We start from the raw sequence: 12,466 nt of genomic DNA, 5'->3' as shown, positions 1-12,466 counted from the left end.
TTCTATGGAAAGCACCACCGGGCAGTTTTTGACTGCGAAAGGAGGTAAACAATAATGGCAAGATTACAGATTGCGCCGACAAAATCAAATTTATTGGCTCTTAATGATCAGCTTGCGGTAGCTCAAAACGGGTATGACTTGCTTGAGCAAAAACGTGAAATTCTGGTTATGGAGTTGATGAAAATGGTAGAAAAAGTAAAGCTTCTTGAACAGGATATTGAAAAACAAATAGAAATAGCCTATCCTTCGTTGCGCAGAATGTTTATTGCGGTAGGAAGAAATCAAACGGAAAGAATTGCACAAACGGCAAAATATCAATTTGATTTAAGCGAAAAAACGGTGTTTATTGCCGGAATGCATTTTTCAACACTTGATGTAGAATTGCCGAAAAGAAAATTGAATTATTCCTACTTAAATACTTTTGCCGATTGTGATAAGGTGATGGTGGATTTTTTTGAATTATTAAGATTGCTTACGGAGATGGCTTCAATTAGAACAATCGTCTGGCGGCTTGCCCGAGAAGTTAAAAAGACTCAGCGGCGGGTCAATGCACTTGATAAACAAATAATTCCCAAAACGCAAGAAACAAAAGTGTATATTGAAAGTATTCTTGAAGAGCGAGAACGTGAAAATGTATTTGTTCTTAAAGCCTTAAAGGCAAAAAAAGAAAGGAGATTCGATGAACAAGCAAACTGAAACAGCTTGCCTTGTTTATTTGATATATAAGACTTGGTTTAGACATTTTGTCTTATAAAACGCGCAAAAATTTTTATGGGAGAAGATAGATGATACAGCCTTTGTTTAAGGATATCATAGTCTTGGTAACCGGAAGTGAATCATCGATAAATGCGGTGAAATATGCAATAATTATGGCAAAACAGTATAATTGTCATGTCCACGCAGTTTATGTTGTAGATACTGCAACCATTAACCAGCTTACTCTCAATAAAATTTTTATTGAAGAAGAAAGTAAAGAATACGAGCAAAGTTTGGAAGCAACCGGCAAACGGTTCCTTTCATACGTAGAAACAATCGGCACGGAAAAAGACGTAAAAATTGAAACAGAGCTGCGCCGCGGTGCGGTATGGACAGAAACGCTGACCGCCGCAAAAGAAAAAGAAGCAGACCTCATTCTTATCGGTGATACCGAATCGCATCACAAAGCTTCCCGCGATATTGTGTCGATAACCGTAAACAGCATTATCCTGCATGCGCATTGTTCGGTATTACTGGTAAAAAATGAAGATGTAGGCCAGCTATATAAGCTATTGGATTAAATAGAAAAAGACTGACAACTTATAGAGCGGCCTGTTGGTTGTATTGAGTGGGCGTGCTGGCAGGCTAAATCTCAAGTGCTGCTCGTAACGGTTTTTACAATGTTTTTATTTTCCTGTTGAATAAAAATATACAGGGGAAGCGGTGTTGAATGGGCATAATGATTTTCAGTAGCCTTTCTTGTCTCTTTTCATTACGCCAATCCTCGTGTTAACCTAGCACAACGTTCTGTAATTAAATTGTTGTTAGTAACCGGAGCATTAGCAAGTGGCTTGCATCTTCAGCATCACTATGGTAAGTTTACACACCGTTGCGCCGTGTCAAACTCTTTTTATAACAGGAAGTTTTCAAACTCGCAGCTACTGTAAACAAGAATGCCAAAACTACATTCAGAACGGGTATGGACGTCAAAAACTCAGAACTGCCACGGATGGCAGTGGTTCCAAACCGACTCTCTTTTTTATACTTTTTTTATGAGAAAATCTTACTCTTGCCATGGTTCCCGAATTACCACCTTGAAAAAAAACGGCTAATACTTTATAATAGAACGTATATTACAATACATATTATCTTTCAAAAGTGCCGGCAGGCTCGGCAAAATAAGGAATAACATATCATGGCAAATGAAAAAAAATTACTGCATTGGGCAGATCAAACGGCGGAAAAGATTATTCGTGAATGCGGGGATCTTGAGCAATATACTTGCGCTTCGGGCATAACGCCTTCGGGAACCGTGCATATCGGTAATTTCCGCGAAATTATTTCGGTTGATTTAGTGGTGCGCGCGCTGCGGGATCGAGGTAAGAATGTGCGCTTTATTTATTCATGGGACGATTATGATGTGTTCAGAAAAGTGCCGGAAAACATGCCGAATCCTGAGGTGTTAGCGCAGTATCTTCGCTTTCCCATTACCATGGTGCCCGACACCTTCGGCAGGGACGAAAGTTACGCCAAACATCACGAGCATGATGTGGAGTCTGTTTTGCCAGAAGTGGGAATTTTCCCCGAGTATTTATACCAAGCGGAGCGGTATCGGGCGGGAATGTATGCGGAAGGCATGAAAACCGCAATGGATAATCGGGAAAAAATAAAAGAACTCTTAAACACCTATCGAGATGAAGATCATAAAATTACCGGTGAATATTGGCCGGTCTCCGTATTTTGTACTGCTTGCAATAAAGATACCACAACCGTAGATTCATGGTCGGGTGAATGGTCGCTGCACTATACCTGTGAGTGCGGAAATGCCGAAAACCTAGATTTACGTACCGCATCGGTGGCAAAACTCGGCTGGCGTGTTGACTGGCCGATGCGCTGGGCGTACGAAAACGTTGTTTTTGAACCTGCCGGAAAAGACCACCACTCGCAAGGCGGCTCTTTTGACACGGCGCGGCTTGTTTCTTCCGCAATATACAATAAAGAAGCGCCTATCTCATTCCGCTATGATTTTATCGGCTTAAAAGGCTTGCCCGGCAAAATGTCTTCATCAAAAGGAAAAGTTATCAGCCTGCCCGATGTGCTTGAAGTGTATCAGCCGGAGGTGGTGCGCTACCTTTTTGCTTCTACCAGACCGAACACCGAATTTGCAATCAGTTTTGACCTTGACGTAATCAAAACCTATGAAGATTACGATAAAACCGAACGCATTGCCTGGGGTGTTCAAAAAGCAAAGAACGAAACCGAGTATGAAAAAGAAAAAAGAATTTATGAGCTTTCTCAAGTTGCGGGAATGCCTTTCTGCATTGCCTATCAGGTGCCGTTCCGCCATCTTTGTAATCTTTTGCAAATAAACTCAGGCGATATTGAAGCGGTTATCAGCCTTTTCCCCGATATGAAGCCTGAACAAGTTGAACGGTTCCGCCGCCGCTGCACGTGCGCATGGAACTGGATTCGAGACTCCGGCGCTCCTGAAGACTTTAAGTTTGCCTTGCGCACCGACGGCTCAAAAGCGGAACTTTCGCAAACGATCACACAGGCTATCCAAAAAATTGTTTCGGAGCTTCTTCCTAAAATGGATTCGATGGACGAAAAAGAATTTTCAACTGCCCTCTATGATGTTGCGCGGCATTTTGAGCTTGAGCCGAAAGACCTTTTTGTCGGCATTTACACCGCACTCATCGCAAAAAGCCAGGGGCCGCGCCTTGCCGGCTTTATGAAAATAATCGGTGCGGAACGATTGCGCGCAATACTGTCGGTGTACTAAAAACGCCGTCGATCTTTCATCGGCGGCAGAGCGGTATAATTTTGCCATCCGCAGCAAAATTATACCTTGCAAGTTTTAAAACGTTGCAAAGAGCCTTTATCTTAATCAAATTTATTTTATATAAAAAGAGTGCGACACAACGCAAGGGCGAACCCTTGGAATTTCTACCTTTGGTTCGCCTACGAGTTTAAAAGCTTCAATTTTATAATTTACTGTTGATGCTTTTAAACATCGTTTGAATTTGTTCTGATTTTGCCGTCCTTGGCAAAATTATGCTTATGAGTTTGAAAACTTCGAGTACGCTGTGGTAGTTTTCAAACTCAATTCTGCTTGGAATCACGGACATCTGTGCCCGTTCTGAGTTTGACAACGGTGGGCAATTTGCCATAGGAATGCTTAAATCTGCAAGCTATTATTACCAATGCTCCGATTAGTATATCAAACTTAATTATAAACCGCTATAATAGTTTTCATATCGCTCTTATAGATGCGGTGTATACCTATTCTTTCTCGCCGTTGTTTTTAACCAACCGAGTAAGCTCTCGCCCCTTATCGGTTAAAATACTGAGATCTGAGCTTACCAGTGTTCCTTGCCATTCATATGGTTCAATATTTGTCCATTTCAAATTTGCGGTTAACTGCTCATACTCTTTTTGAGCTCCGCCTGACCAGCCCCAGGATCCTATACGCAGCACTTTTTTTTGGTAAAAATGTTTACGGTTAAAAAGATCCAAGACATATGCCATCGGAGGAAACATTTTATATTCATACGTAGGCATGGCAATCACCAGACCTGATGCACTGTAAGCCGCATGTAAAATATATGAAACATCGGTATCGGGAATTTGATACATATGATAAGGAACGCCTTCTTCTTCAATTCCTTTTATAACTGCATCAATTCCCTGTTTAGTGTATCCGTACATTGAGCCCCAGATAATGCAAATTTCTTTTTCACAAGGTCCACCGGTATTGTACCCTGCAAATTTTTTATATAATTCAATAATACGCTGCGTATTTTTTCGCCACACAATACCGTGACTTGGTGCAATCATGCGTATATCAAGACTTTGGAGTTTTGCAATTCCCCGCAGCACAAAGTTACTGAAAGAAGCAACAATGTTGGAATAATAGCGAAGTGCTTCATTTTCAAAAAAATCTAATTCTTTTTCGCTATGCAAGTCATCAAAAATTTTTTGCCCGATACAACCATAAGATCCAAAACCGTCGCAAGAAAAAAGAATTTTTTCATTAACATCATATGTCATCATTGTTTCAGGCCAATGAATATTCGGAGTTTCGAAAAATTGAAGAATCTTTCCTTTTCCTAAATCAAGAGTGTCTTCATTTTTTACAATACGCAAATTCCCTGAAATCTTAAAAAACTTCTCAACCATTGCAATGCCCTTTGCGGAAGCAATGATTTCCACATTTGGATTGGCTGCATGTACCGTTGCCAATAAGTCCGCATGGTCGGGCTCAAGATGATTTAGAATAACATAATCAATTTTTTCAAAAGAGAGATTTAAGCTCGCCAATTGTTTTTTGTAACTTTCCAAAGAATTATCCCAATCTCTTACAATATCAATTAAAGCAACTTTTTCACCGAGGATAATATATGAGTTAATACTCACTCCTTGCGGCAGCATCCATAAGCCTTCAAACCTTGCGGTTCTGTCATGGATGTCTGCATGAATACAATACACGGAATCCGTAAGTTTATTATCATTCATAAATAAAACTCCTTGTACAATTGAATAAAGAAAGTATAACAAAAATAAAAAGAGCTTGCTAGAGGATTATATGCGATTTTTACTCAAGATAAATCTTACAGTATAATGAGAGAAAATTATAACCGAGCGTTTTTTTGTACGTATCGCTTGAGAAAATTCTAATACCACAGCGATCATTATAGTTTATGCATGAGTGAATTTTTTTAGTATGTATACTCACAACAAAACAGTAATTTTTAAAGTGCTATTAAAAAAATATTTTCTTTGTGTATACATCAATACTTAAATCCGCTTAATGCTCATCACGTATCAAGGCTTTATTTTGATCGGAGTCTGTTCGTGGACTGTTTTTATTTTCAAGTACATCGGAATACAACTCTTTGGTGATATGCACAACCTTATCTTGAATAGCCATATCAAGCGTTATTTCAAACCAGTTATCATGTTTAATAATTCGAGCTTCCGCAAGATAGGGACTTTGAAAAGATTCTTCTTTGCCGCTGTATTTTGATGTCCACGGAGCATCTTGTTCAAGATCAGTTACAAGTAACAAAACTTTATATCTTCCGTTGCCTGCTCTTCCTTGTTGTATCTCTGCTATTTTATCTAATGCAAGACCGATGTCGGTGTATTTTCCGTTTGGAGAAATAGTGTCTACCGCGCGAATAATTTTATCTCTGTCATTTTCTGTTTGCATTGTTAATGTTAGAAGCTCTTCCGGTTTTTCATAAAATTGATACACGGTAATCCAATCTCCCGGAACCATCATTTGTCCGATAAGTTCGTCTCGCACCCAATGATATAAGCTATCGAATTTACCTTTTTCTTGCATTGAAAGTGACTTATCAATCATAAGATAAATATCAACCGGCATCTTTCTTTCAACGGCAAAAGAGTTTGTAAGAATTGTTAGCAGCATAATTATGGTAAAATAAAATTTTCGAATATTCATTTTTATTCCTTTTCTTCAAATTTAAGTTTTATTATACAGCATTCCGTAAAAAAAAGCAGTAAAAAAGTGAAAAAACTCTTTACATTATATGAAACTTGTTTATAATTGTGATATGATGTTGGATAATTAAATAAATTACCACTATAAGGAGATAGCAAATGGCAATTTTAGAACTACCCCAGAGCCCTAATGTATTTCATCCGGAAAAACCCAGTGCGGTCGGATCAAGAAATTCATTAGCTCAAGATTATCGTGATCAGCAAAAAGAAGTTAATCAGCTGATTGAAGAAGAAACTAATAAAGTGTTGCATCACTTGAACACAAAGCTCCCCAAAGAAGTCCTTGAAAGATTAGACATAATGGGCGGCTTAAAAGAAAAGCTGTACAATTACTTTAACCAGAATTATCAAAACATGTTCAACCGGTACATGGTAACCGCTGAAGATGAAATGTTGAAAAAAGTGCGCGGCTTTATTGACCGGGAAGAAATGAAAGTTCTTAACCGCTATACCCCAAAAGAAATAGCAGTCTTACTTGATGAGGTTGGAGGAGCGGATAAATTTAATACCGGTGAAATTGAAAAATCAATCGTTAACATGTACGGGCACTTACAGGGACACGTACAGCGCGGTGTCAACGATTTGGAAACATTGACAAACTCCCTTCTTAGACAGAAGGTTGACGTAGGAGCATTTGTTCGAGGTGAAAACGCGTATGCGGTTGTAAAGTGCGCTTTTAAAGACAACCTTGCAAAACCGAAGACCGTAACCGATGTTAAACTTTCGATCAATATCCTTGACACAGAACTTATCAGCCCTATCTTCCATTATCAAACAACAGTAGCCTACCTTATCAAAGATCTTCTTTCCAATCGCTATATGGAAATGATCGATAAAGAAATTGAAAAATTAAAAGATAATTTAATTGATCAGGGCAAGGAGGAAATGTCCGACAGCGATATCATCTTCCAAAAAATGAATAAGGTTCCCGACTTAACCGACGATGATGTTGATAATCCTAAGAGCAAGAGATACGATGCTGTTTCCAAAATGTTGATGGAAAGAATCGATAACCTGCGTGCGGAAATTGACCCTGAAACATTTGATCAGCTAAATATCCGCGAAAATATTAAAAAGATTATTGATCTTGAAAATATCAGAAACAGAGGATTTAACACTGCGATTAACTCAATTACTTCTATTCTTGATACTTCAAAAATGGGATATCAGTATATCGAAAACTTTAAGAATGCGCGCGAATTGCTTTTGCGTGAATATGATGATACCGATGTTGCCCACCTCCCTGATGAGCGCTATCAACTTCGCTTAAAGTATCTTGACAATGCTCAGCTTAATGAAGAACGAAAAGCATACGAAGTGATGATTCGCTCTTTTGAAACTGAAGTTGAGCATCTTTGGGATGTAATTCATACCAGATATGATAAATCAAAGTTTATGACAAGAATCACCGACTTTGATGATCTTGCGGCAATTTATAAGAAATATATTAAGAAAAATTATAAAGACAAGACGGGCGAGCCTGTATACGAAGACATTGCAAAAGTTTGGGACGAAATTTCTTTTATCAAGCCGGTTGAAACCGAAGTTGAAAAAATGAATCGAACCTTTGTATACGAAAAGGATAAGATGCGCAAAAAGCTTATTCTGATGCGTGAAAAACTGAAGCAAATGTATGATTATCAGTATCCGATTGAGCGCCGCGTAATGGAAGAGCGCTTGGCATTCTTGGAAGCCGAGTTCAATAAATTCGACTACTTGATTAACCCCTTCCATCTGCAGCCGGGACTTTTACTTGATATTGATATTACCTCAATTAAACGAAAGAAAGCGACACTTGACGGTATGGCAAACGTCTTGAACGAATTCCTACACGGTATTTCTAAAGGCTTTGCCGATGCGGCATTTGCAACATTCAGTCGCCGCCGTTCAACGGTGCGTGCCGATATTGCTCAAAGCTTTGCAACAGCTGATGATGACGGTGATATTAAAGCCGGAACACCTGCCGGACGAGCATCTTTTATTGATATGGTTGATGAAACTCCCGCAATTGAAGCAGCACCGATGGCTGCTGAAAAAGTATCAACAAAACCTGCAAGGGGAACAAAAGCAAAGAAAGCGGGCACTGTAGATTCAGGAAAGGGACGCAGAGGAAAAAAATCTGCAATTCGTGAACTTTAGTAATTGCTTTTCTTTTGGATGAACTTTTAAATTTAAGAAATGCCCTTGAGACTGTTCTGTTTCGGGGGCTTTTCTTTTCATAATTAAGGAGATTGTCTTATGTTAAAATCATTAGATTTGTATACACCTTTAGCTACAAAGGAGAGTTTTAATGCATCTGTCCGCCATATTCAAAATGTTTTAGCAGTGTTGGATGATTGCGACCCCAAAATGAATATTGCGGATCAAATCAATGAGTTGCTTGTTGAAAAAAAAATACAAAATGATCAGGTCGCCGCTTTACTTTCTGTACTGTTAATTGATATTTGGAAGTATAAAGTTGTTTCTGCTAATCTGAAAAATATTCCGGCCGACCCGCAAAAAATTGCTGCCGAAACAGGAAAATGGAAAGGGATTGACCTCGTTTTTGGCTATCACCATCCTGATTTGGGGTTTTTAGCAATAAACCCTAAAAATCCTGCAAATGCTTCTCTGATAGAAAGTTTTAGAAAAAATGAACTTTTATTAATTTATGTCGGACAACAAGACAAGGGCGCTCTTGCAGATGATGTTGCGGATAAAGTAATAAAAGCTGTTTTTAACCTCCTTGACGATAAAGTGGCTTCAGTGCCTCCCGCTGTTTTAAAAGGGAGTTTTGTGTATGCTGAACCTAAAAAAACGGTAGAAAAACCGAAAACTACAAAAATGCGCAGAACAAGAAAAACAACTGTTGCTCAAAAGGAAACAGCCGCAGTTGCTTCGCCGCAGCCTTCTGCGACAGCTCGACCGCCGGTACAAGCACCAACCGGACCTGTTCGCATGTCTCAGCTTATTTCCGTTCCCGTATCAAATGAGCTTTTTCATAACGGGAATGTTGAAGCTTGGAAAAGAATAATCCGTAGTTATAATGCAAAATATCCGACACTCGAGGTAATTGTTTTTTACGATGGAGAGCGGATCGTCGATATCAATACCTTATTTAAATGGGGAAAGGTAAAGCACGGTAGTGTAATTCAATTTGCCGTTTCAGGTGAGGATATTAAAGATTTATCTAAGCTATTAAGGTATTTTAAAGAAGGGGCAAGCCCTCGCTTTGAAGCATTTCTTCGCGGTTCTCCCGATACCGTATTAAATCTGTTCTAAAGGAGTAAAAAATGAGTATTTCCAAATCGATCCATTTTTTTAGTAGCAATGAAGCGGTTAATAAAAAACTTGATAAACAGTTGTTGGGGATCAGGGGACGACAGGCAAATGAATTTGCAGAACTTAGGCTACCTATCCTTCCCGGAATAATTATTGATGCAAGTGTAGCATACGACCTTGAAAATGAAAAAATTATTCCTGTTTTAAAACCATTTTTAGAGAAATTTGCAACGATAAGTAAGAAAGCATATGCCGATGAGACTAACCCTATGTTGCTTAAAATTGTTGTTTCTCCCAATTTAGTTATTGCAAATTACCCGACTTTACATAACTTCGGTTTAACAAAAAACACTTTTGCCGGCTTTGCAGGAAAAGTGGGAGACAATTTTGCAAGTCATGAAGTATATTTTTTACTTCGAGGTATGTTGCAAATTCTTTTAAAAAATGCAGAACTTGAAGAAAATAAAAAAGCTTTTGATCTGATTGATCCCGCATTAAAAGAAATTGATGAATCGTTGCAAAAGAATTCCCTGTCACTTGACGGAATTGCAATCATGGAAAAGTATCAAAATCTTTTGCCTGAAGGTTTCTTTGATGATGCATATATTCAACTTGAGCAAGTCCTTAAGCAAATCAGCAAGCTTTTGAGCCTTGAAGATGATAGTGAGGGCGAGGTTGCTCTTGTCATTCAGCCAATGGCATACGGAAATTATGGTAAAGAATCATATTCCGGTAGGTTTTTTAGCCGTAATATTGTTACCGGCGAAAAGAAACTCCAAGGTCTGTTTTATGAAGAAAAATTTGACGACAGGGATTCTGCCGGAAAAGATATTAACAGCATAAAACCTGCTTACCTCAAACAATTACAAGATATTGCATGGAGTCTTGAAGACCATAGTAAAGAAATTCGCGAAGTTCGCTTTACAATTGAAGCCGGAAATCTTTGGCTTATTGAGCAGCGATCTGTAGAAGCAAAAAGCACTATTTCACTCGTGCTTTTACTTTTGGATTTATATAATCGCAAAATTGTTGACAGTGAATACGTGGTTAAAACTGTAAAACCCGGTCAGCTGAATGAAATCCTCCATCCTGTTATTGATATTGCAAGCGTAAAAAACTTAAAATCTTCTCATGGCGGTATCGCCGGTGCTCCGGGGGCTGCTGTCGGTCGCGTATATTTTTCAGCGGATTCGCTAATTGATGCACAGCGTATTGCAAAACTTGAAGGCAGTGATACTCGATGTATTCTTTGTATGCCTGCCACTTATGCAGGTGATGTAAAAGCGATTGAGGTTGCAACCGGCGTTCTTTCAAATGAGGGCGGTTATGCGGCCCATGCCTCAGTTGTTGCGCGACAATACGGAAAAATCTCGCTGGTTCGTTCTGATATGAAAATTCAAGCTAAAAAGGCCATTATTGACGGCATAACCATTAATGAAGGCGACTTTATAACCTTGAATGTTCCCTATTATGGGGAATCTACCGTTTATTTCGGAGCGGCACAACTTATTGAGCCGGATCCCGAAACTTCGGGCCTATTGGATTTTATAGCGCTTGCAAAAAGCTTTATGCAAGACTTTTATGTGCGAGCCAATGCGGACAGTCCTCATGATGCGGAGCTAGCTCTTGCCTTCGGTGCGGAAGGTATCGGTCTGTGCAGAACAGAGCACATGTTCTTTAAAGAAAGCCGCATCAATATTTTCCGTGAAATGATCCTTTGCGAAGATTCGGAGAAGAGAGCAAAGGTTCTTAAACAGCTGCAAAAACTGCAAACGGAAGACTTTTACGGTATCTTAAAAATAATGGCAGGAAAAGATGTAACCATTCGCTTGTTGGATGCTCCCTTGCACGAATTCTTGCCGTATAATGATCAGGATCTTGACGTCTTTATCGAATATCTTTCAAAAAAGACAAAAGAAAAAGTAAGTAAAAAACAGCTTCGAGATCAAATGACAATGCTTTCGGAAATAAATCCGATGCTTGGACACCGAGGCTGCCGTATTGCTATTTCTTATCCTGAGATTTACGCAATGCAAATTCGCGCAATATTCGAAGCCGCATATAAGCTTCAAAAAGAGAAAATAACGGTTTATCCTGAAATAATGATCCCGCTGATAATGAATTCCCGAGAGCTGAAACAAATCATATACGGTAAAAAAATTGAGGGACATTCATATCTTGGCATTAGTGCGCTTGAAGAAGAAATTCGAGCGGAGTTAAAGGCAAAAACAATTCCTTATAAAGTAGGCACAATGATTGAACTTCCTGCGGCTGCCTTAAGTGCTGATGAAATTGCCCGCTATGCTGAATTCTTCTCTTTCGGAACAAATGATCTTTCCCAAACAACCTTGGGACTTTCCCGTGATGACTTTAACAGCTTTATGCCGGATTATACCATGTATGATCTTATTGACGGAAATCCGTTTGCGGTCCTCGATACACGTGTCAGAGAGCTTATTGAAATCGCGATAAGACGCGGAAAACTTTCTCGTCCCGATATTCATCTCGGACTTTGCGGCGAACATGGTGCACGCGCGGAAAACATTCGCTTTTGCATGGATGCAGGGTTGGACTATGTCTCATGTTCTTCTTACTCTGTGCCGATAGCCTTGCTTTCAATTGCGCAGGCAGAAATTGAAAATGCGGAGAAAGCAGGCATAAAACTTACGCCTAAACGAGTTGTCCTTTCAGATAATGCTGCAGCTAAGAAAAAGCTGGCAAAAAAAGCTCCTGCAAAAAAGAAAAACTGATTAAAAACAACCGCTATTCAAATTTCTTTATAATCGCGAATAGGGGAGGGAGGCACGCTTTGACAGCCTCCTTTCCCTGTCTTTTACAAAGCTTTCAATCCACTTTTATCAATGGTTTTATCATTAAGAACTAATATAACGTTTTTTTAATAAGTCGATTCGTTTTTTACTACATCTTACCCAAAACGTAAAAAATTTTATAAAAAAGAGTCCGACACGGCACAAGGGCGAAG

At 39.2% G+C, this 12,466-nt stretch carries 8 protein-coding genes; 6 read left to right on the top strand and 2 right to left on the bottom strand.

Translation table 11 applies throughout. The features are described from left to right. The first annotated feature begins 54 nt into the window (after positions 1-54). From FUT79_RS08830 to lysS, 3 genes are all read left to right on the top strand, one after another. Positions 55-696 carry a V-type ATP synthase subunit D gene (locus FUT79_RS08830; RefSeq protein WP_002698371.1) on the top strand — a complete coding sequence of 214 codons (642 nt, stop codon included), beginning with the start codon at positions 55-57 and terminating at the stop codon, positions 694-696. A gap of 89 nt (positions 697-785) precedes the next feature. After that, complete coding sequence (locus FUT79_RS08825) at positions 786-1,277, top strand: universal stress protein (protein ID WP_024751902.1); 492 nt, start codon at positions 786-788, stop codon at positions 1,275-1,277. 614 nt (positions 1,278-1,891) lie between these two features. Beyond that, positions 1,892-3,478: a lysine--tRNA ligase gene (gene lysS / locus FUT79_RS08815; RefSeq protein ID WP_024751901.1), complete on the top strand. Its 1,587-nt coding sequence runs from the start codon at positions 1,892-1,894 to the stop codon at positions 3,476-3,478. A gap of 500 nt (positions 3,479-3,978) precedes the next feature. On the opposite strand, the gene FUT79_RS08805 is transcribed toward lysS, so the two are convergent. Together FUT79_RS08805 and FUT79_RS08800 are read right to left on the bottom strand one after the other, a co-directional pair. Then, positions 3,979-5,211, bottom strand: a complete 1,233-nt coding sequence (locus FUT79_RS08805) for an FprA family A-type flavoprotein (RefSeq protein WP_148889530.1) — start codon at positions 5,209-5,211, stop codon at positions 3,979-3,981. Positions 5,212-5,503: 292 nt separating this feature from the next. After that, on the bottom strand, positions 5,504-6,163 hold the full coding sequence (locus FUT79_RS08800) for a vWA domain-containing protein (protein WP_002698356.1): 660 nt from the start codon (positions 6,161-6,163) through the stop codon (positions 5,504-5,506). Positions 6,164-6,321: 158 nt separating this feature from the next. Here FUT79_RS08800 and cfpA point away from each other — a divergent pair, with 158 nt between their 5' ends. The 3 genes from cfpA (at position 6,322) to FUT79_RS08785 (ending at position 12,233) form a co-directional block, all read left to right on the top strand. Further along, positions 6,322-8,361 carry a cytoplasmic filament protein CfpA gene (gene cfpA / locus FUT79_RS08795; protein WP_024751900.1) on the top strand — a complete coding sequence of 680 codons (2,040 nt, stop codon included), beginning with the start codon at positions 6,322-6,324 and terminating at the stop codon, positions 8,359-8,361. 99 nt (positions 8,362-8,460) lie between these two features. Next, positions 8,461-9,483, top strand: a complete 1,023-nt coding sequence (locus tag FUT79_RS08790) for a hypothetical protein (protein ID WP_024751899.1) — start codon at positions 8,461-8,463, stop codon at positions 9,481-9,483. Positions 9,484-9,494: 11 nt separating this feature from the next. Further along, positions 9,495-12,233, top strand: coding sequence for a putative PEP-binding protein (locus FUT79_RS08785; RefSeq protein ID WP_148889528.1), 2,739 nt, complete (start codon positions 9,495-9,497; stop codon positions 12,231-12,233). Positions 12,234-12,466: the final 233 nt, after the last annotated feature.

This window comes from Treponema phagedenis, assembly GCF_008153345.1.
GTDB lineage: Bacteria > Spirochaetota > Spirochaetia > Treponematales > Treponemataceae > Treponema > Treponema phagedenis.
This window is presented reverse-complemented; position numbering and strand designations above follow the sequence as displayed.

Excerpts from the sequence above, each read along its gene's own strand:
- lysS (WP_024751901.1), top strand. The coding sequence starts at position 1,892 with ATGGCAAATGAAAAAAAATTACTGCATTGGGCAGATCAAACGGCGGAA.
- FUT79_RS08805 (WP_148889530.1), bottom strand. The coding sequence starts at position 5,211 with ATGAATGATAATAAACTTACGGATTCCGTGTATTGTATTCATGCAGAC.
- FUT79_RS08800 (WP_002698356.1), bottom strand. The coding sequence starts at position 6,163 with ATGAATATTCGAAAATTTTATTTTACCATAATTATGCTGCTAACAATT.
- cfpA (WP_024751900.1), top strand. The coding sequence starts at position 6,322 with ATGGCAATTTTAGAACTACCCCAGAGCCCTAATGTATTTCATCCGGAA.
- FUT79_RS08785 (WP_148889528.1), top strand. The coding sequence starts at position 9,495 with ATGAGTATTTCCAAATCGATCCATTTTTTTAGTAGCAATGAAGCGGTT.
- FUT79_RS08830 (WP_002698371.1), top strand. The coding sequence starts at position 55 with ATGGCAAGATTACAGATTGCGCCGACAAAATCAAATTTATTGGCTCTT.
- FUT79_RS08790 (WP_024751899.1), top strand. The coding sequence starts at position 8,461 with ATGTTAAAATCATTAGATTTGTATACACCTTTAGCTACAAAGGAGAGT.
- FUT79_RS08825 (WP_024751902.1), top strand. The coding sequence starts at position 786 with ATGATACAGCCTTTGTTTAAGGATATCATAGTCTTGGTAACCGGAAGT.